General features: G+C 48.8%; 9 protein-coding genes. 3 read left to right on the top strand and 6 right to left on the bottom strand.

The annotated features are described in order from the left end of the window. Positions 1-236: 236 nt before the first annotated feature. The 6 genes from purL to NBH16_RS03835 all read right to left on the bottom strand — a co-directional run bounded on the left by purL (position 237) and on the right by NBH16_RS03835 (position 15222). Entirely contained in the window at positions 237-3926 is a 3690-nt protein-coding gene (purL, locus tag NBH16_RS03810) for a phosphoribosylformylglycinamidine synthase (RefSeq protein ID WP_005866914.1), read from the bottom strand. A 178-nt stretch (positions 3927-4104) separates the two neighbouring features. Continuing rightward, complete coding sequence (locus NBH16_RS03815; protein WP_005866917.1) at positions 4105-5697, bottom strand: RagB/SusD family nutrient uptake outer membrane protein; 1593 nt, start codon at positions 5695-5697, stop codon at positions 4105-4107. 49 nt (positions 5698-5746) lie between these two features. Further along, positions 5747-8863 (bottom strand): SusC/RagA family TonB-linked outer membrane protein, encoded by a 3117-nt coding sequence (locus tag NBH16_RS03820; protein WP_250788114.1) that lies wholly within the window; start codon positions 8861-8863, stop codon positions 5747-5749. A 547-nt stretch (positions 8864-9410) separates the two neighbouring features. Further along, entirely contained in the window at positions 9411-11894 is a 2484-nt protein-coding gene (locus tag NBH16_RS03825; protein WP_196009905.1) for a S9 family peptidase, read from the bottom strand. A 74-nt stretch (positions 11895-11968) separates the two neighbouring features. Further along, positions 11969-14290 carry a glycoside hydrolase family 20 protein gene (locus NBH16_RS03830; RefSeq protein ID WP_250788115.1) on the bottom strand — a complete coding sequence of 774 codons (2322 nt, stop codon included), beginning with the start codon at positions 14288-14290 and terminating at the stop codon, positions 11969-11971. Between the two features lie 86 nt (positions 14291-14376). Then, the gene (locus tag NBH16_RS03835) at positions 14377-15222 is read right to left on the bottom strand and encodes an MBL fold metallo-hydrolase (protein WP_250788116.1); all 846 of its coding nucleotides are present in this window, start codon (positions 15220-15222) and stop codon (positions 14377-14379) included. Between the two features lie 374 nt (positions 15223-15596). Here NBH16_RS03835 and NBH16_RS03840 point away from each other — a divergent pair, with 374 nt between their 5' ends. The 3 genes from NBH16_RS03840 to NBH16_RS03850 all read left to right on the top strand — a co-directional run bounded on the left by NBH16_RS03840 (position 15597) and on the right by NBH16_RS03850 (position 22149). Continuing rightward, a complete protein-coding gene (locus tag NBH16_RS03840; RefSeq protein WP_217788580.1) occupies positions 15597-18632 on the top strand; it encodes a SusC/RagA family TonB-linked outer membrane protein in 3036 nt (1011 codons plus the stop codon). A 15-nt stretch (positions 18633-18647) separates the two neighbouring features. Then, on the top strand, positions 18648-20345 hold the full coding sequence (locus NBH16_RS03845; protein ID WP_217788579.1) for a RagB/SusD family nutrient uptake outer membrane protein: 1698 nt from the start codon (positions 18648-18650) through the stop codon (positions 20343-20345). Positions 20346-20580: 235 nt separating this feature from the next. After that, on the top strand, positions 20581-22149 hold the full coding sequence (locus tag NBH16_RS03850; RefSeq protein WP_250788117.1) for a PD-(D/E)XK nuclease domain-containing ATP-binding protein: 1569 nt from the start codon (positions 20581-20583) through the stop codon (positions 22147-22149).

Genomic DNA, 22149 nt, shown 5'->3' on the forward strand with positions numbered 1-22149 from the left:
TTCGAAGGCAAAGATATTAGCGGGGTGTTGCAGGGATATTACGGTTGTATAAAGTAATAGTTACCGATAATCCCCCTGTACCGGCTTGGATATTAAAATCGTGGATTCGTTGTAAAGTCTATTCTGCCGTGTGGATGAGTTCAATCAAAAGGCGGTTACCAAGAAACTTTAAGGAGATATAGAAACAGGGGTTGTTTTTAAGGTTCAAAGAACGCTAAAAACAACCCCCGTTATTTTTACTTATTATTCTCGATCCATTTGCGAGCGTTCACGAACGCCTCGATCCATGGAGTGACCTCGTCGTTCTCCTTACGGTCGGCGGGGTAATAACCGCATTGCCAAGGGAAGATCGCACGTTCGGGGTGAGGCATCATGGCTAAATGGCGGCCGTCCTTTGAGCAAACACCGGCAACGGACCAAGGAGAACCGTTCGGGTTGGCGGGATAGCCATCGTAGTTGTATTTAGCGATGATGTTGTACTCCTTCTCCTCGTACGGGAACTCGAACTTACCTTCACCGTGAGCTACCCATACACCCAACTTCGTGCCACTCAAGGAGCCGAACATTACGGAGTTGTTTTTCGGGATCTCCAAGCTAACGAAGTTAGACTCGAACTTATGGGAATCATTGTGAACCATCTTATGCTTTTTCTCGTGCTCCGGATAAACCAAGCCTAACTCGGCCATCAACTGGCAACCGTTACAGATACCCATGCTCAACGTATCCTTACGTGCGTAATAGTTGTCGATCGCTTTCTTGGCTTTCTCGTTATACAAGAAACCGCCGGCCCAGCCCTTGGCGGAACCTAATACGTCGGAGTTGGAGAAACCACCGCAGAATACGATGAAGTTTACATCCTCCAAAGTCTCGCGTCCGCTAGCCAAGTCCGTCATATGGACATCCTTCACGTCGAAACCAGCCAGATACAAGGCGTAAGCGGTCTCACGCTCGCATTGCGTACCCTTCTCACGGATTACCGCGGCCTTGATGCCGTTCGGAGTGCGGCGTTCCGCTGAGAGTCCGTAAGAAGAAAGTTTTCCGGTAAAGTCCTTGTGGAACTTGTACTGTACGGGCTGCATCTTATAGTTCTCGAAACGGTTTCCGGCACAAACGCTTCCGCTTTGCTTTACATCCAGCTTATAAGAAGATTCGTACCATACGTCACGCATATAGTCGATGCCGAAGTGATATTGGATGCCGTCTTTCGATACCAATACATGGCGCTCGTCGGTCGGTTTGGCGATGATGGCGAAACTTACGCCAGCTTCTTCCATCAACTTTTCGAATGCCTTCTTGTCCTTTACCTGAACCAAGATACCCGGATTCTCGGCAAACAGGATCTTCACGATATCGCTCTCGGAGATCTTATCCAAGTTGACATCCAAACCACCCTCTACGTTGGCGAAGCACATCTCTAACAGGGCGGTGATCATACCTCCCGCTGAGATATCGTGTCCGGCAAGGATGAGTCTCTTCTCGATCGCATCTTGTACGGCGTTGAAAGCGTCACGGAAGTATTCCGGATCTTTCACGGTCGGAACCTCGTTACCCAGCTTGTTCAAAGCTTGAGCGAAAGCGGAACCACCCAACTTCAAGGTATCGAAAGAGAAATCTATATAATAAATGGATGTATTCTTGTCTTGAGCTACTACCGGAGAGACGATTTTCTTGATATCGCTAACCTCGGCACCGGCGGAGATAATCACCGTACCCGGGGCGATCACCTTATCGTCACCGTACTTCTGCGTCATGGATAGGGAGTCCTTACCAGTCGGGATATTAATACCTAAGCTGCAAGCGAAGTCGGAAGCGGCTTGTACGGCTGTGTACAGACGGGCGTCCTCACCTTCGTTGCGGCATGGCCACATCCAGTTGGCACTTAAGGATACGCTCTCCAACTTATCTGTCAGCGGAGCGAATACGATATTGGTCAATGACTCGGCGATTGCCATAACGGAACCGGCGGCCGGATCAACCATGGCTACCTGGGGAGCGTGACCGATAGAAGTTGCGATACCAGCTTTCCCGCGGTAATCCAACGCTACGGCACCTAAGTCGCTCAACGGCAATTGTAATTCACCTTGACATTGCTGGCGGGCGATCTTACCGGTTACGGAACGGTCTACTTTGTTTGTTAACCAATCCTTGCAGGCTACGGCCTCCAATTGAAGTACGTTCTCCAAATAATGGTGAAGTTCGGATTCTTTGTAAACAACCGGTTGATAAGATTCAGTGACCGTATGGTCTGTCATAACCGTTCTAGGCGGTTTACCGAACATATATTCCAGCTTGATATCGATAGGTTTTACGCCGTCCGCTTGTTCGAAGACAAACTTCATGTCGTTAGTAGTCTCGCCTACCACATACATCGGGGCACGTTCACGATCCGCGATACGTTTTACACGGGCTACATCTTCTTCTTTCATCAATAAGCCCATGCGCTCTTGGCTCTCGTTTCCTACGATCTCCTTCGCTGAGAGAGTCGGGTCACCAATCGGCAATTTGCTCATATCGATGTGTCCGCCGGTAGCCTCCACCAACTCAGACAAGCAGTTGAGGTGTCCACCCGCACCATGGTCATGGATAGAGACGATCGGGTTCTCGTCAGACTCGGCGATCGCACGGATCACGTTAGCCGCACGTTTCTGCATTTCCGGGTTGGCACGCTGTACGGCGTTCAACTCGATACCGCTTGTATATTGTCCCGTGTTTACGGAAGATACGGCTCCACCACCCATACCGATACGGTAGTTATCGCCACCGATCACAACCACTTTCTCGCCCGGTTCCGGATCGCCCTTCAAAGCATCACGCATATTTGCGAAACCTACACCGCCGGCAAGCATGATTACTTTGTCGTAAGCGTACTTCTTATCGTTCTCCGTGTGCTCGAAAGTCAATAAAGAACCACAGATAAGCGGCTGGCCGAAATGGTTACCGAATGTAGAGGCACCATTGGAAGCCTTGATCAAGATCTGCTCCGGAGTCTGGTATAACCAAGGGCGGGGGTCTAGTATCTTTTCCCATTCGCGAGCGCCTTCTGTACGCGGGTAAGAAGTCATGTAGACAGCTGTTCCCGCTATCGGCAAGGATGCCTTACCACCGCCCAGACGGTCACGGATCTCACCACCTGTTCCGGTAGCGGCACCGTTGAACGGTTCAACGGTTGTCGGGAAGTTATGCGTCTCGGCTTTCAAGGAGATAACCGTCTTGATATCTTTTACGGCGAAGAAATCAGGTTTGTCACCGGATAGGGGAGCGAATTGCTCTACCGTCGGGCCTTCATTGAACGCTACGTTATCTTTATAAGCGGAAACCAATTTATTAGGGTTCTCGGCGGAAGTCTTCTTGATCAAGTTGAACAAGGAACTTTCTTTTTCCTCGCCGTCGATGATGAATACACCTCCGAATATTTTATGGCGGCAGTGTTCCGAGTTTACTTGAGAGAAACCGAACACCTCGCTATCGGTCAACTTACGTCCCAACTTCTGGCTTACCTCGTTCAAGTAAGCGATCTCCTCTTGGCTTAGTGCCAAGCCCTCTTGTTGGTTGTACACTTCCAAATCCTCAATATAGACAATAGGATCTGGTTTTTTACTGATCGTGAAGATCTCCTGATTCAAGCCATTGTAGATACGTTGTAACATCGGATCGTGATCCGCGTCGCCAGAAGAAACAGGAAAATATTCCTCAATACGGGAAATACCGGTCAGGCCCATGTTCTGGGTAATTTCAACGGCGTTCGTACTCCACGGGGTAATCATTTCCCGGCGTGGCCCTACGTACCAGCCTTCCAATGTTTCTGATTGAACAGGAGTTGCCTCGCTAAACAACCAAACCAGTTTTTGAGTGTCTTCAGGAGAGAAAGCGTGCGCGGCCTCTACAGCCAGCACCGTCTTTGTTGAAGATTGAAAGAATAGAATCATATCGTTGATTTATTAGTATTTATCACGAAATAACGAATAAGCCTCTTTTAGAGAGTGCAAAGATAATGATTTCCCGTGAATTATTATGTCAATACGTTTTAAAAGAAAAGAGGGCGGAACCTCCCGGTCTCGCCCTCTCATGTCCCCTACATAGTAAAAAATAAGAGTGTGTCTATGTTTACCAGCCTGCGTTTTGTTGTGCGGCTAGTGTGGGGTTACGTAATAAGTCGTTTTGCGGGATCGGCCAAATGAAACGTTTGTCCGTGTATGGAATGAACGCCTTGTTACTGCCGAACCACTCGGATTTCACCTCACCACCTACCACGAAGGCACCTTGCCCTTTCGTGTTGTTGTACTCTATCTTAGCGGGGATACCTCCGGAAGGACAGAGGTCGTCCGCTGCTAAACGGTGAATGTCTTCCCAACGACGTCCCTCTCCGTGGAACTCGATACGTCGTTCCCAAAGGATCGCTTCCGTCAAGGCCTTCGTGTCGGCGAAGTCATTTGCCTTATACGTTTGGCTGGCAGGATCCGCCAAGGAGCGATCGCGTACTTCATTCAGTTTCTTCAAGGCCAAGTCCTTGTCTCCTTGACGTGCGGCAGCCTCCGCCTCATTCAGCAATACCTCCGCATAACGAATGATCGGGGCATATTCCTCACGTGTAGTCGGATTCTGATACTTGTCGCAGAAATAGTATTGGTCAGACTCCCGATAGAGTAATAGATTGCGTCGTTTGTCATCACCTCTCCAAAACTTGGAATTGTAAAGAATCGGAGAAGACGGACACATCGCACGGCCACCGTCGCGTGCCGACATCATAGAAGACATCGCGCCGTTCACGCTGGCATTGTCATCCGAGCTATTGGCGATCGAGAAGATAGACTCCATGTTATTTGAATAGGAGGTAAATGGAGTGGCGGGATCCGACTCCAGTTTGAAGCGACTATTTTCCAGCTTCTTCGCATCTTCGATTACGCCTGCCCAATCACGCATGTGCAGGTGTACGCGGCTTTTCAGTGCGATAGCTGCGCCTTTGCTCGCACGGGCGATCTTGTTGACTTCGATCACATCTGGAAGCAGGCTCTCCGCTTCGTCGAGGTCTTTCAATATCTGCGCATATGTATCTTTTACGGAAGAACGTCCGATTTGCAATTGGTTTTCCACTTGCGCAGGGTCGCTTACCGCGTTCAGATAGATTGGCATACCATAATTATTGTTGCCCTCCACGTTGTAAGGTAGCGCGAAATGGATCATCAAGTTGTGATACGTCAGCGCACGCAAGAACAGTAACTCTCCTTTGTACTGGTTTCCTAATTCTTGGGAGATTATTCCGTTGGCAACAGCTCCCTCGATGCCGTCCCTTACGATGTTGTAGCGATTGATCGCCTCGAACGAGGTCTCCCACATCGCCACGTTATTGGCGGTAGACACGTTATAGGTCGCGGAATAAGTATAATCATAGAACACGGCGGTCAGGTTCATGTCCTCCCCGCGCATCTCGCCTTGTAAAATACTGGCAGCCCCAAAAGGGTAACCACGTGTACGGCCGTTGCCTGTGTTGATATACAGACCGCATTGTGCGGCATCATAAGCACCGATTACGGATAGCTCACAACGATCAGGCGTGCTGTAAGCTGTCAAATCCGAGAACTTGTCGATAGGTTGCAGATCCACCACATCACTTTCGCAGGCGGTGAATAGCGGTAGCGAGAAAAGGGCTGTGCCCAACGCTACGGTTAAAATCTTTTTATATATTTTATTCGATATCATAATTGTATTGTTTTCAACAGTTGTTATTTATGCGAATTTCTCGAAGTGATTAGAATGTAACGTTAGCACCGAACGTGAACGAGCGTTGTTGTGGCATACCATTCCAATCCACACCATTACGAGACTGTGTCTCCGGATCCAAACCGCTATAGCCGGTGATCGTGAATAAGTTCTGTCCTTGCAGATAGAGGCGGATCTTAGACATACCCAATTTGGACACGATCGTCTTCGGGATCGTGTAGCCTAAGGTTAGTGTAGCCAGTTTCAGGTAGCTGGCGTTCTCCACGAAGTGAGAATCACTGAACCCGTCATTGAAAAGCGCGGCCCCGTCACCGTAACCGATCTTCGGGGTCATACCATCACCCGGTTGCTCGGGAGATACCCAACGGCCTAAGAGCTCCGTTCCGTTGTTTGCGAAATCCATGTTCAGCAATGAGCTTTGACGTGATGCGTTCATCAACTTGTTGCCACCGGAGAAACGGAAAAATACATTCAAGTCGAAATCTCTGAAAGTAACCGTGTTGTTCCATCCTCCGTACCAAGTCGGCATGGATTTACCCAATATCTTACGATCGTCGTTGGTCAATGACGATGGTTTGGATACATCTTCGGGGTTGGAAGGATCGTATTCGGCATAATCATATGCTCCGAAAGTATCGAACTGTACCAAAGAGCCGTCCGCCTTTCTCCAAATCGGATTACCGTTGGCGGCATTCACACCGTAATAATCATAACCGTAAAGTGATTGGTAAGATTCACCTTCCCGAATGATCGTATAGTTGTCGATGATATCCGTTCCACCATACAGCTCTTTCACCGTGTTCTTCACGGTAGAGAAGTTGATGTCCGAATGCCAATTCCAGTCCTTCGTATTGATAATCGTACTCCCTACTGTCAACTCGAAACCGGAGTTCTTGATCTTTCCGATATTGTCATAGTAGTAGTTGTTGGGGATACCCATCGTCGGAGGAGTCGGTACTCGCAATACTAGGTCTTTGGAGTTCTTCTGCCAATAAGCGATCTCGAAAGTCATACGGTTATTGAAGAGAGCACCATCCAAACCGATATCGAAAGTCTCGGTTGTCTCCCATTTCAAGTTATTGTTACCCATTACGTTCCAAGCGATACCTGCCATCGGTCCTACCAATTTGGCACCATACGTTCCCAAATAGGGATAATCGCTGCCTAAAGCAGAGTTACCGATTGTCGCATAGCTGGCACGCAAGCGGAGGTCGTTGAACCATTCGTTGACAGGTGCTTCTGTCCAGAATTTCTCGCGAGACAAGCGCCAAGCGGCGGAAGCCCCCCAGAATGTACCCCAGCGAGTATCCTTCGGCAATTTAGAGAGGCCATCGTAACGAATGGAAGCGCCGATATAATACTTGCTATCATAATTATAGTTCGCACGGAACATATAAGAAGCCAAGCCATTCTCCGATTTCCATCCACCTACGTCCTTCTGTCCGAACGTATTGCTGATGATATGCTCGGAAAAGAACGGATCAGACAACTCATAGACACTTCCGTCCATATATTCTGTCTCGCTGTGTGTATATTCTTGTACAGCCGTAGCAGTCAGATTATGTACCGAGTTAAACGTGCGTGTGAAGTTCAATACGTTCTGCCAGTTCCAAGTGGCGTATGTGGAGTTTACCTCCTCGATTAAACCGCCATATCCGTATCCATCACCGGATTCTGTATCCCAATACATATAGTCGCGTACGTTAGCGATGTCTAGGCCAGCTTGTGTCTTAAACGTAAGACCATCCATAAAGGTGATCTCACCCCAGCCACCTCCGATTACACGGGTGTTTGTCGTACGATTCACGTTGTTGTCTAATGCCCATACGATGTTCTGCACACCGTTATCGATATAACTCAAGTTGCCACCACGTCCCAAGGCTTTGCGGTTTTCCGCATCGATATTGTAGCCGGTAGGATCGTCTGGGTTGTACACATCCACGTTCGGCAACATACGGGTTCCGGCGAAACCTACACCGCCTAAGGAGTTTTCTCCATTCATGACACCATTCATGATCGTGCGTGTCATTTGTCCGTTCAATCCGATTCGGAACCATTTCGTAGCCTGCTGCGTCAAGTCTGCTTTCAAGCTCAGGCGGTTCAAGTCGTTGGCACGTACGATACCTTCCTGCTCCGTGAAACCGAGCGATACGTAATATTGGCTCTTATCGGTACCGCCGCTGGCAGACAAACTGTGATTGTGCTGGAAGCCCGTACGGAAGATATAGTCGTTCCAGTTGGTATCCGGGCCGTTCGGGTCGTATACGGCTTGTCCCTTCATACCCCAGTTCTCGTATTTCTCGTTAGCGATAGTGACGAAATCCTTCGCTCCTAACAGGTCATGCAATTTAGCCGGGCTGGCCGCTGTGATATAACCATCGTAGTTTACGCTGGTGCGTCCCTTGGAGCCCTTTTTCGTTGTGATCAAGATAACGCCGTTTGCCGCACGGGAACCATAAATAGCCGTAGCGGCACCGTCTTTTAAGATCTCGATCGACTCGATATCGTTCGGATTGATATCCGACATGGCGTTATATTCAGCATACAACATACCCATACCGGTGGATCCGGAACTGTTGTCTCCTACCGCCAATGGCATACCATCGATGATGAATAAAGGTTGTGAGCTTGCGGAGATGGTGCTCATACCACGTACTTTAAACTGAGGGCCGGAACCCAACACGCCGCTGGGTGTCGTTACTTGTACACCGGCGGCACGGCCTGCTAATTGGGTATCAAATGAAGGTGCCGCTAAGTTAGCTAGGTCTTCACCCCCAACTTTCGAGATGGCGCTTGTTACATCCTTTTTTCTTTGTGTACCATAGCCAACTACTACAATTTCATCCAGATTCTGCGAGTCTGATTCCATGCTAACTTTAATAATCGGTTTTACTGTTACTTCTACAGATTTCATACCGATGTAAGAGATGATTAGCTTTTGGGCATTGGAAGGAACATCTAGTGTGAACGCTCCATTGTGATCGGTTACCGTTCCGATAGTAGTTCCTGCTACTACGATAGAGGCTCCGATGATAGGTCCATCGTCTTCCGCCGAGATAACCGTACCGGTCACCTTCGCGGTCTGTGCTGTTGCGAACGCTATACTTGCAAACAAGCATAGTAAAAGATAAGTCAACCTTTTCATAGATACATACTTTTTTGTTTAATTTGTTAATAAATAGATCGTTATAATCAATTTCTGCCATTTAGTAGATCGACGTAGTTTCCGGAGAACTTCATGAGAGCAAGGTGTTTTTGGTGTTACTTTTTAGCATTGATGCGGGATTGAGTTAAAAACAATTTGTATATTAATGCCATATATTAGTATTATAATGCACTAATTTAACACATATCCCAAGGAAAGCAATATTTGTAAATTGCTACATAAACTCATTTTTACCACTAATATGCTTGTTTATTGCAAATATATCTTTATATTTACAGCATAAAGATCAAAATAAAGCACTTAATGTAAATAATACAATCAGATACAGTAGGTGTTTATATAGACTGTATACTTTATAATTTATTAAGATATTTGTAATAATTAATAAATACCAAGAGATGGATTGATTTAGTTCTCCGGAAACTAAGTTCTTTCATGAATACTATCTAATGTATTTAAATAAAAAAGAGTATCTAACTAAAGATACTCTTTAAATATGTGTGAATAAAGTGAACTATTCTAACTCCTATAGGCTTTTGGGAGGATATAATGCGTTCCACCACTCGGGCTGGTCTTTCAGCCATTTAGCGAACCATGCGTAAATCGTGTTATTCCACAATATTCGTTTGTCATAATCCAATATATGGTGATTTTCTCCTTCTACCTGGACAAACGCTGTAGGCTTACCCAATAATTTTAATGCGGTAAACATCTGGATGCTCTCTCCAATCGGAACATTCGTGTCTGCGGTTCCATGTAAGAACAAGATCGGGGTATTGATCTTGTCTGCGTTAAACAGCGGACTTTGTAAAGTGTACATATCCCGGGCATTCCATGGATAACTGTTAGCGCTAGCCAACGAGCTGTATGAATATCCCCAGTAACCTTCTCCCCAATAGCTGGTGATGTCGCTGATTCCCGCATGAGACATGGCCGCCGCGAATATATCTGTTTTTGTTTGTAGGTATTGAGTCATGAAACCTCCGTATGAAGCCCCCATGCAACCGATTTTCTTCGTGTTGACAAAAGGATGCTCCTCACAGAACTTTTTCGTGCCTTCGATGATCTCGTCAGCGGTAAGTTTACCCCATGCGTTGACATGGCGTGCGGAGAACTCTTGGCCGAATCCAGTCGCTCCACTGGGCTGTATGATGTAGACGATGTACCCTAAGCCGGCGTATACATGCGAAGGATAACGGCTTTCCATCACCCGGGCCGTAGGGGTTGTTCCTCCGTAATAATTCACGATCATCGGATATTTCTTGGTCGCATCAAAATGAGGAGGGAGATAGAAGCGGCCGTAAATCGTATCCCCTTGGGCGGAAACGAAATTCCAATCTTGCACTTCTCCTAAAGTGACGTCTCTCAAGATCTCTTTGGAGAGATCGATCAAGCAGGAAGAGGCGTCGTTTTTCAGGTTATAGGTATAAAGCCTTTGGGAATTGGAAGCGCTTAATCCGAAATAAACCATTTCGAAAGCTTGATTGGCGATGGAGTAATCGGAGATGACATCTTCCTTGGCTTGAAGTTGCTTAATCTTTCCGTTGGACGGGTTTAGACTATACATGCGAACACGGTCCTTATCTTTCGCCGTGATATAGATTTGTTTATCGAGGGCGTTCCACTCGTAGGAATCGACAGAGGGGGCAAAATCTTTCGTAAGCGGCTTTATACTTTTATCTGCTATATTGTATAGGAATAATTGCCCGTCGCTCGTATTCGATGTCTGTCCTTCTTTGATCTTTAATCCGATACCATCGAAAGCCTCTCCAGACGCGTCAACGAGTAATTGGGTGGCATCCGGGGAGAAAACGGCACGGCTTACGAATTTCTCACCTTTTATAAGGGTATCCACATGCATGGTTCGTAGATCCATCTTATATATATATGTACGTGAGAAAGGGCGCTCCGTTAAATTCGGTTCCCTGCGACTGAATAGCAGATAGTGGCCGTCTTGAGATATATCGTTGATGTAAGTAGAAGTATGTCCATAGGTGAGCCGTTGGAACAATCCGGTTCGCAGGTCATATTTATGGATAAACATACGGTTTCTCCATCCCGGTTGGCGATCATCCGGCACCAGTATCTCTTGGATCTCTTTTCGTTCTTGCGGTCCTTTCTCCCGTATGGAGAATAATAGATAGTCTTCGGTAGGCCCGAAGCTGAAAGAACCTTCAGGCAATTGGCTGGAAAGGATGTTCTCCTTTTTACTGGTAGGGTCTAAGGTCACCAATTCCGTGCCTTTCATCCCTTTCCGGGTGTAATAGGCCAGATTGCTTTTAGGCATCCAGCGTAAGCTCTGTCCGTTCTCAACTAATACGGAACCGGTAGCCTTGTCTAGTATCTGGGTAAATGAGGACTGCTTTCCGCCGGGATAGGTCTCTTGATAGGAGACGATAATGAATTTTCCATTCGGGGACAGGCTGGCGGATTGGATGCGTTTACCATCAAATACATCACTTAATGTATAACGTTTCTCCGGATTGACGGTCGCGGTTACCACCGCGTCTTTTTCCGGGTTGAATGAGGCTTTTAAGGCATTCTCTTTGTGGCTCTCAGATAAATATTTAATTACGATTTCATAGCGTCGCGGCTCCAAGGTCAACGAGGCTTCTCCTTGGGTTAGTTTTATGGGTTGTCCATCCACGTAGACTTCTAAAATCTCAGGGCCATTGATCCTTAAGGTGCCTTTTGTATAGCGGTCACTATTCAGGTAGAAGGAAACCAAATGTAGCGCGTAGGAAGAGGCCGAGGTTGGCAAGGTCAGCTCTCCGGAAGACGCCGCGTCAAGGGTTTGTCCGCTTTGGGAAAGGTTGCATAAAGGAACGGTCGTGTTCAATAGTTCCTTGTCAGAGAATCTCTTACTGTTTACATCCAAGCTATCTGCTAGGAAAGGCTTTTTCACCTCGTAAGGGCCGGCGTAATTATAATGTCGCACGACAACCTCATCCGCCCATAGTGAGCAACAGGAGCATAGGGCTGAAAGAATTAAGATGTTTTTGTTTATCATGATATTTGTTATTTAGTTTAAAATAAGAAAGCGAGATGGCAGGTATCTCTCAGCCATCTCGCTGTATCATTATCTTATAAGATTTCTATCTCATCTACGAACAAGAATGCGGGACTTCCGGCGCCACCGTGCCATTTTGGTAGTTTGCTGCTGTTGATGATAACCTCGACATAGCGGGCCTTTACCGGGGCGAAGGATATCTCTTGGGGATATAAACCGTCCTTGTCGTTTTGGGTTAGCTCCGGGATTTTCTTGGAAGCTACTTCCTTGAAATTCTTGCCATCGTCGGATACCTTTACGGTTACGGCGGAGGCTCCCATGATCCAATCGCCTTTCACCACATTCGTATTGAAAGATACCTTTTGGATTTCGGTTGGTTCCTTTAGATCGATCGTGGCGTCAAGGTCTTTTCCTTGGAAACCCAGCCAATGGCCGGTCTTGTAATTACTACCTCCACGTAAGCCGTCTACCAATACCTGTGCCCCGTTGAAAACGTATCCTTTGCTGGGTTGCTCTTTCAAGGTGATGGGCTTCATCGTCGCTTTATTGAAGAAGATATCTTCTGAGAAGATGCGGCTCGTACCGTTCGGACGGACAACGATCGCCTTGAATTCGCAATCTTGGTTGATCTGTACCGGGCCTTCATACTTGATGCTGGCGATCGTAGGATCGCTACCGTCTACCGTATAATAGATATCTCCTTCACCCAACTTCGTCAAGGCAATGTCGAGTGTTCCGTTCTCCGTATTGGTGGTCAGGGAGGCGTTAATATCGAAGATATGCTTTCCGTAATTATATCCCAAGCGATCGTAAAGTTGTGTCATGCGGGCCACACGGGGCAGGAACGTCTGATAATCTTTCTTGGACGGATCGCTCCACTGGATATCGGCTACGGCGTCGATACGGGGCATGATCATGTATTCTACCTGTGAGAAGGTCGGGATATATTCCGTCCAGAGGTTGGCTTGCGCCCCGATCACGTACTTCTGGTCTTCAGGAGAGATACCGGCTGTCGGCTCAAAAGAATATACTTTCTCTAACGGCAAGTAACCACCGATAGCATCGGGCTCAAGATCCGTATCCGCTGATTGATAGTAATCCATATATACATATGTATTCGGTGTCATGACCACGTTATGCTTTTGCTTGGCGGCCTCGATACCTCCATCCATGCCTCTCCAGCTCATTACCGTGGCATTCGGGGCCAAGCCTCCTTCTAGGATCTCGTCCCAGCCGATGATATGGCGTCCTTTGCTCTCCACGAATTTCTCCATGCGGGAGATCACGTAGCTTTGCAAATATTCCTCGGCGGAATGTTTCTTGTCCCCCTTGATACCTTCCGCCTTGATGCGAGCTTGGCATTTCGGGCATTTCTCCCAACGTACCTTCGGGCACTCATCACCGCCTACATGGATATATTCGGACGGGAAAAGATCGATGACCTCGCTCAATACGTCTTCTAGGAATTGCATGGATTTCTCGTTTCCGGCGCAGATCACGTCGTCGGCTACTCCCCATTGGCCCCATACGTCATAAGGGCCCCCGGTGCATCCCAGTTCCGGGTAAGTAGCCAAGGCTGCCAATTGATGTCCCGGCATATCGATTTCCGGGATGATCGTGATATGGCGTTCGGCGGCATAGTTGATGACATCGCGAATCTGGTCTTGTGTATAGAAGCCCCCGTATTCTTTTCCGTCATATGTTCCGGAGTTATGGCCGATCACGGTTTCCTTACGTTTAGATCCGATCTGTGTCAATTCCGGATATTTCTTGATCTCGATACGCCAACCTTGGTCATCGGACAGATGCCAGTGGAACGTATTTTGGTTGTGCAAGGCAAGGATATCGAGATACGTTTTTACCGAATCCACGGGGAAGAAATGGCGGCTGACATCCAGCATCATGCCTCTATAGGCAAAACGGGGATAGTCGTTGATGGTAGCTGCCGGTAATTCTACGTTCATCCCTTGGGCCGTGGCCGGGATCGATTTACGTAATGTCTGGATACCATAAAATACGCCGGCATCCGTGCTTCCCGCGATCCGTATCCCGTTATCGCTGACGCTCAGTTGGTATCCTTCCGGATTTTGGATGCTTTGGTCGATGACGAGGCTGATCCCCTTACCGGGCTGGCCGGTAGCGGTCGCTAATTCATAGCCCGTGATTTCCTGGATATAAGAAGCGAGGAACCGGGCGTTCCTCTTCATCTTGTCATTGCCCTCCGGATAAGATATCTTCGTGGATGGACTCAGGACGAAGGGGGCTCCGTTCGTCAATGTTACTTCTTGTGGCAAAGGCACTACTCCGTAATCTCCTTTTACGGCCTTACCACCGGAGCAAGCGATCATTCCCGCGCAAAATGCCAGGACGAGCGCTAGTTTGCTTAGGCTGTTCATGTGTTTAGAGTTTAGAATGTAAAACAATAATTGATTCAGTATCACCGCCCAAAGATAAAAAGAATTAGCCGTTTTATCTAATGCTTTTACATTTTTGTCTTCTTAAGGGGTATTTCCTTGTCTTTTTTGTAATAGGTATTCACGCGTTTTACGGTCGTGCAGCGGATGTAAGCGTCGTGGCAATAAATGATCGCTTGCCCTTCCCTGGCGGCTTCCTCCAGCATGCGCAGTTTCTCGTTATAAGAAGTGACCGGATAGGTGTCGTAAGCCGAGATCCATTCCGGAGATACGCTGGCCACAAGGGGGATAACATCCCCGGCAAAGACAAAGGTCCGGTCCTCCGTATGGATATAGGGAACAATTTGTCCCGGAGTATGCCCATCGTACAGGCGTAGCTCTATAGTGGGGCAAATCGATGTGTCGGAATCTAGCAGCCGTAAGGAATTAGCATCCGCGACGGCTTGCATATTCTCGATGAAATAGGAATCTCTCTCCAAAGCGTTCGGATGAAGGAAATTCTCCCATTGCTTGCGGCTAACCCAGTGGTTCGCGTTTGGGAATGAGAGAAATAAATGTCCGGTAGATTCATCCTTTTGCGTGGTATAACCGCAATGATCGAAATGGAGATGGGTGAGGACAACATCCGTGATTTCCTCCGGTTGAATTCCCCGGTTTCGTAGTTCCGTGCCGAGGTCTACCAAGTTGAAGAAGCGGTAATAACTTAGTTGTTTTAAGTGTTTATTTCCCGCTCCGTTATCTACTAGGACGATGCGTCCGTCATCTGTTTTTATGACAAGGCTACGCATGGCGAGCACGCAACCATTTGTCTCGTCGCTCGGATAGCGACGGCTCCAAGCGCTTTTAGGAATGGCCCCGAACATGGCGCCTCCGTCGGCGTAGAAGTAGCCGGTATCGATGATTTGTAGTTTCATGGTTTCTGCATTCTTTCTTTGGGGGAGTAAAGGTATGTTTTTTATCATACTCAATAGTATAATAAATGTAAAAACGGCTGGTCTAAACGATCGTTTAGACCAGCCGTTTTTCGCGCAAAGGCACGCTATTTCTTAACATTTTATTTATAGCCTGATATGCCATTTAATCCCCTGATGTTAAAATATATGGGCTAAAAAGATGTTTAGGTAAATATTGTATAATTAAAAGAAATGATTACCTTTGCGAACGACTAGTCTAAACGATGGTTTAAGCTAGTCATTTTCAGTGAAAACACTAAGAATATTATATAAAGGAGAAATATCACGTGTTTGATTTTTTTGTTAATCTCAATTAATAATAAACCATTAAGAAAATGGAGAAAAGTAGTAAGACATGCAAGCAATTATGCTTAGGCTTGCTCAAGCCAAGCGTTATGTTGCTTACCACGGGATTCCTGTCTATGGCTTTTAGCCCGGCCTTGGCCTCGGTTGAGCCGACGGTCGGCCACGGGCTGAAGATGGAATCGGTAACCCAGAAAGGTAAGACAGTCACGGTTAAGGTTTCAGATTCTATGGGTGAGTTGATCGGCGCGAACGTGCTGGTCAAGGGAACGACCATTGGTAACGTTACGGACATGAGCGGAGTAGTCGTATTGCAAGACGTGCCCGTAGGAGCCATCCTCGAGGTGTCTTATATCGGCTACCTCACGAAAGAGGTGCCGGTAGGCAGCGGCAGCCTTATCAACGTGACCCTGGAGGAAGACTCGCAGAAGCTGGACGAGGTAGTCGTAGTGGGTTACGGTACGATGGAGAAGAAACAGGTGACGAGTGCCGTTACCTCTATCAAGGCGGACGACTTGATGGTCGGTGTGAGTGGTTCGGATATCTCTACCGCCTTGCAAGGTAAGATCGGCGGTTTGGTGATGAACAACTTGGGTAGTGCCAACGCTACCACCACCTTCCAGCTGCGCGGTATGACATCCATCAACTCCGGTAAGTCTCCGCTGATCGTCATCGACGGTTTCCCCGGCGGCGATATCCGCTCGCTTACGCAAGAGGATATCAAGTCTATCGACGTGCTGAAGGACGGTTCCGCCGGAGCTATCTACGGTACACGCGCCGCTTCCGGCGTGATCTTGATCACCACGAAGAGCGGCTCCAACACCGACGGCAAGGTGAAGCTAACCTATAGCACCGAGTTTTCCAAGAAGCAGAACTACAACGCCCCCGAGATGCTGAGCGGACGGGAGTACGCGCAGCACAATATCGGTACCGATTACGGCTCGGACGTGGACTGGTGGGACGAGATGATCAATCACGACAACTTCTCGCAGAAGCACCACCTGGCCCTCGAGCTGGGTACGGAGAAGGCGCAGGTATATACCTCTTTCTTCTACGAGAAAAACGAGGGTATCGCCATCAACGATAGCCGTCAGGACTACGGTGGACGTATCAACGCCAACTTCAAGCTCTTCGACGACTGGTTGGAGGTGCGCCCCTCCGTGGATTACCGCCAGGCTGCCCGCAACAATAACTTCCCGAACTTCCAGCAGGCCATGCGTAACAACCCCACGCGCTCGCCGTACGACGCGGACAGCGAGACGGGATACAACGTCTGGACCAACGAGTCGCTGGATTACAACGTGGTGGCCGACTCTTACTTGCGCGACTATTACGGCCTCGACAAGTGGTTCAAGCCGGAGGTTACCTTGAAGCTGAACGTGAAGCCCGTGTCCGGCCTCTCCTTCCAACAGGTGTTGGGCTATGAGAACCGCCAGTGGGAGAACCATACGTATAACCCGAGCACGCACCGCGACGAGATCGAGAACTCCCGCAAGGGAACCGCTTACCTGGGCTTCAGCAAGACGGAGAACATCACCTCCGAGGGCTATTTCACTTACCTGAAAGAGTTCAAGGGCGGTCATAACATCAACGCGACGGCCGGTTACTCCTATTTCGAGCGGAACGGCGAGGGCTTCAACATGACCAACTATAACTTCTCCGTAGACGGTATCAAGTATTGGGACATGAACCAGGGCTCTTACCTGCGCGACGGAAAGGCGGCCATGAGCTCCAGCAAGGACATCTCCGAGAAGCTCTTCTCCGTGTTCGGTCGTGTGAACTACTCTTACAATGACAAGTACATGGCCTCGGCATCCATCCGCCACGAGGGATCCTCGAAGTTCGCCGCCGATAACCGCTGGGCTAACTTCTGGTCTGTGACAGCCGGTTGGCGTATCTCCAACGAGGAGTTCATGAAGGAGATCGACTGGATCCAGGACTTGAAGGTACGTTTCGGTTATGGTGTGACGGGTAACAATGATTTCGACGCTTCCTATATGGCCAACCTGCTGGGTTCCGACACAAACTGGATGTTGCCCAACGGCGTATGGGCCTATTCCTACGGAAAGACACAGAACGTGAACGCCAACCTCGGTTGGGAGCAGAAGAAAGAATGGGACTTGGGTGTGGACTACTCCTTCTTCGACGGACGGCTGTACGGTAAGTTCGACTACTATCGCCGTAAGATCGATAACCTGCTCTATAGCGTGAAGGTGCCGCAGCCGCCTTACACGATCGGCTCGCAATACCAGAACATCGGCTCGATGGAGAGCAAGGGATGGGAGTTCGAGGTAGGCGGCGATATCATCCGCACGAAGGACTTCACTTGGACCTCCAGCATCAACATGAGCCATAACACAGGCAAGATCCTTACGTTGTGGGGCAACAATACCTACTACAACGGCAACGGTTTCGTGGCTCCGGGTACGCCGGGCGACGCCGCCCGCATGGAAGAGGGATCCACGATCGGCTCCTTCTACCTGTGGAAGTTCGCCGGATTCGACGACGACGGCAACTTCTTGCTCTACAACAAGGACGGCGAGGTGATCCCCGCGTCCGACAAGAGCGAGAACGACAAGCAGTATATGGGCAACTACACGCCTAAATTGATCTTGGCATGGAACAATACCTTGTCTTACAAGAACTTCGACCTGGGTATCAACATGCGTAGCTGGATCGACTTCGATGTGTACAACACGATCAACATGTATTACGGCATCCAAGGCCGCGGTAATACGAACGTGCTGAAAGACGCTTACGGCAAGTTCAGCCATATCAAGGGCGAGAAGCAGATCTGCGACTACTACCTGGAGGACGGTACCTTCTTGAAGATCGACGCGATCACGCTGGGATATACGCTCCCTATGAAGAAGTACACGAAGAACTTGGTGGATCGTATCCGTATCTACGCCACGGTGGGTAACGTATGCACGATCACCGGTTATAGCGGTATGAATCCGGAGGTAGATATCGCCGGTTGGGATAAGGGTACGGAGAAGTTTTGGGATACGGACTATTTCTATCCGTTGACGCGTACATATACGCTAGGCTTGCAGTTTAATTTCTAAATCAGTTGTCTAAAAATGAAAAATATATTTAAATCACTATTGATGGGTGTGGCTTGCCTCGCGGCGGCTACCTCTTGTAACGTGGATCCCGAGTTCTACTCGCAGGTCGTACCGGAAACGTTCTATAGTTCGCAGGACGCTGTCTGGCAACGTTTCAATCGTTCTTTCACGCACTGGCGTTGGTATGTGGGACAAGATGATCCCCGCTGGGCCTTGCAGGAGTTGGGCACGGACGAGTATGTGCTGCCGACACGCGGAAGCGACTGGTTCGACGGTGCTAACTACCAGAAGTTCCATCACCATGAGTATACGGAGGATATGACGCGTATCGAGACTGGATGGACTAACTTCGCCATGGGCGTGGCATTGGCCTGGGACGCGGTGGAAGACCTGAACGAGGTGGATTTCGACAAGCTGGGCTTCGAGCCGGGTACGAAGGAATCCATGATCGCCCAGCAGACTGCCCTGGCGGCTTCCCTTTACCTGGATGGCTTGGACTTCTTCGGAGGCGTGGCCTTGTACACGACGACCAAGAGCGAGGTGAGAGGACGCTCTACCGACGTGGAGACGTTCCACTTCATCGACTCCTTGCTGGACGTGGCTATCCCTAACCTGCCGATCAAGACGGAGATGGGCAAGATGGAGACCGGCTCTATCAACCGCGCGGCTGCCGCTATGACGAAGGCCCGCCTGTATTTCAACGCGAAGTCTTATATCGGCAAGGAGATGTACGCCGAGGCGGCACAGATCTGCCAGGATATTCTGGATGGCAAGTATGGCGCGTACGAGCTGGATGCCGACTGGACTACCACGTTCGGCTTCAGCAACGAGTTCAGCCATGAGATCATCTGGTCCGTTCCTTCCCAGAACTCCCAGACGGAGACGGATGGCGGCTATTGGACATGGCAGGTGCCTTACAACTATAAGAACTACTTGGGTGGATTGGAAGGTTCCGGATCTAATAACGGTATCGGTCTGACCCCGGGCCTGGATCCGACCGGCAAGCCTTATACGTATAAGTTGGGTAGCCCTTACCGGAAGTTCCACGACAAGGATATCCGTAAGCAACCGTATGTGTACGAGGGTAACGGTAAGTATCGCGGTATGTTTATCGTGGGCAAGTTGGTGAATCCGTTGAATCCGGACTGGGTTTGTACGGGTAGCCGCGAGTATGCCGACCAGCCGCTTACGGTGGTAGACCAGGTGGCCTACTTCGCGAAGGTAGGTACGGAATATGCCTCCGTGGCCGATCTGCCTTCTACGATCGCTACGGCCGAGGAGAACTCTTGCGTGCGCTTGATGAAGCGTTGCCCGCGCCCGAACCAGGAGGAGTATAAGCTGAAGGGTAATCCGGACGTGCCGGTGATCCGTTTGGCGGAGGTGTATTATACCTTGGCGGAGTGTAAGATGCGTGCGGGTGATAAGCAGGGTGCGGCTAACTTGATCAATACGGTGCGCAAGCGTTACTTCCCCGAGGGAGACCCGGATCCGGTGACCGCTTCCAACTTGGACAAGTATCGTATGCTGGACGAGTGGATGATGGAGTTCTTGGGCGAGGGCCGTCGCCGTACGGACTTGGTACGTTGGGATGCTTACGTCACCGAGGACTGGTGGGATCATAAGGCCACCAACAATAAGAACCTGAACCGTTTCCCGATCCACTACAGCTTGATCGGAGCCAATAACTTATTGGAGCAGAACCCGGGATATTAATTGTTCGTAGGGTTTGATACTACGGTAAGCCCTTGGTGAGCCGTGGTCTGATAATAGGAAATCAGTCCTGACTTGGTGCGATGATTCTCTCATCGTGTCCGAGTCGGGACTGGTTGTTTTATGCCCCCTTGAAAAAGTGTCTTAAGTTCGAGTATTGAAATCATACAGACTTATTTTGTACAGGTAAAAAGGAATATCTATCTTTGTTCATGGTAAGTATATCTAAACGATCGTTATGAGTCAGACAATTTATCCTATCGGCATACAGAACTTTGAGAAGATCCGTAAAGACGGTTATCTCTATATTGATAAGACAGCTTTGATTTATCAGTTGGCTAAGACCGGAAGTTACTATTTCTTGAGTCGTCCGCGGCGTTTCGGCAAGAGTCTCTTGCTATCTACGTTGGAGGCCTATTTCCAAGGGAAGAGGGAGCTGTTCGAGGGGTTGGCGATGGAACGGTTGGAGAAAGACTGGGAGGTATATCCGATCTTGCATTTGGACTTGAATGCTCGTCATTATAAAGATACTGCCGCTCTGACTAGTATCTTGAATGAGTTCTTGGAGAAATGGGAGGCTTTATATGGAACGGAGAAACAGGATCGTGCCTTGGAGGAACGTTTCAGTTTTGTGATAGAACAGGCTTACCGCCAGACCGGGCATCGCGTGGTGATATTGATTGACGAGTACGACAAGCCTTTGCTGCAAAACCTGCACGATGAAAAGACGCAAACGCAATTGCGGAATATGTTGAAGCCTTTCTACGGCGTGTTAAAGACGATGGATAGAGCCATTCGTTTCGCTTTGTTGACAGGGGTGACGAAGTTTGGTAAGGTAAGCGTGTTCAGCGATTTGAATAACCTTATGGATATCTCGATGGACAATCGCTACGTCGAGATATGTGGCATCACGGAGAAAGAGATACATGCCTACCTAGAAGAGGAGTTGAAGGAGCTGGCTGAGACACAGGAACTGGATTATGAGGAAACCAGCCAGAAACTCAAGGAGCGCTATGACGGATACCATTTTACCGCCAAGTCTGCGGGAATATACAATCCCTTTAGCCTATTGAATACCTTCGCCAAGATGGAGTTCGGAGATTATTGGTTCGAGACCGGTACGCCCTCTTACCTCGTTGAATTACTCAAGCATACCCATTACGACCTTTACGAGATGGCGAACACGGAGACTGATGCGGATGTGTTGAACAGTATCGATGCTGCCTCGAAAAATCCCGTTCCCGTAATCTACCAGAGTGGTTACTTGACGATCAAGGATTACGATCCTGAATTTGGTATCTACCGGCTAGGTTTCCCGAACCGGGAAGTGGAAGAAGGTTTCGTGAAATATCTCCTTCCATTTTACACGAGTGTTAGTGCGCCCAAGACCCCTTTCGAGATCGGGCAATTCGTACGAGAGATACGCTCCGGTGATTACGATGCGTTCTTCCGCCGTTTACAAAGCTTCTTCGCTGATACACCCTATGAGGTGATCGCCGGCCAGAAGCCGGAGCGTGATACGGAGTTGCATTACCGGAACGTGCTTTTTATCGTATTTAAGTTGGTTGGACTTTATACGCAGGTGGAATATCATACCTCACAAGGGCGTATTGATCTCGTTCTGAAGACCGATCGCTATATCTACGTGATGGAATTCAAGCTGAACGGCACCGCCGAGGAGGCGTTGCGCCAGATAGAGGAGAGACCGTATGCGCTTCCCTTTGCGAGTGATCCACGGCAAGTTTTTAAGATCGGCGTGAACTTCTCCTCTGTGACCCGTAACATCGAGCGATGGTTGGTGGAATAA

This window comes from Parabacteroides sp. Y3-G-102 (assembly GCF_023656845.1).
In the GTDB taxonomy this organism is placed as follows: Bacteria; Bacteroidota; Bacteroidia; order Bacteroidales; family Tannerellaceae; genus Parabacteroides; species Parabacteroides distasonis.

Coding starts and splice junctions, on each gene's coding strand:
- purL (WP_005866914.1), bottom strand. CDS start 3,926: ATGATTCTATTCTTTCAATCTTCAACAAAGACGGTGCTGGCTGTAGAG.
- NBH16_RS03815 (WP_005866917.1), bottom strand. CDS start 5,697: ATGATATCGAATAAAATATATAAAAAGATTTTAACCGTAGCGTTGGGC.
- NBH16_RS03820 (WP_250788114.1), bottom strand. CDS start 8,863: ATGAAAAGGTTGACTTATCTTTTACTATGCTTGTTTGCAAGTATAGCG.
- NBH16_RS03825 (WP_196009905.1), bottom strand. CDS start 11,894: ATGATAAACAAAAACATCTTAATTCTTTCAGCCCTATGCTCCTGTTGC.
- NBH16_RS03830 (WP_250788115.1), bottom strand. CDS start 14,290: ATGAACAGCCTAAGCAAACTAGCGCTCGTCCTGGCATTTTGCGCGGGA.
- NBH16_RS03835 (WP_250788116.1), bottom strand. CDS start 15,222: ATGAAACTACAAATCATCGATACCGGCTACTTCTACGCCGACGGAGGC.
- NBH16_RS03840 (WP_217788580.1), top strand. CDS start 15,597: ATGGAGAAAAGTAGTAAGACATGCAAGCAATTATGCTTAGGCTTGCTC.
- NBH16_RS03845 (WP_217788579.1), top strand. CDS start 18,648: ATGAAAAATATATTTAAATCACTATTGATGGGTGTGGCTTGCCTCGCG.
- NBH16_RS03850 (WP_250788117.1), top strand. CDS start 20,581: ATGAGTCAGACAATTTATCCTATCGGCATACAGAACTTTGAGAAGATC.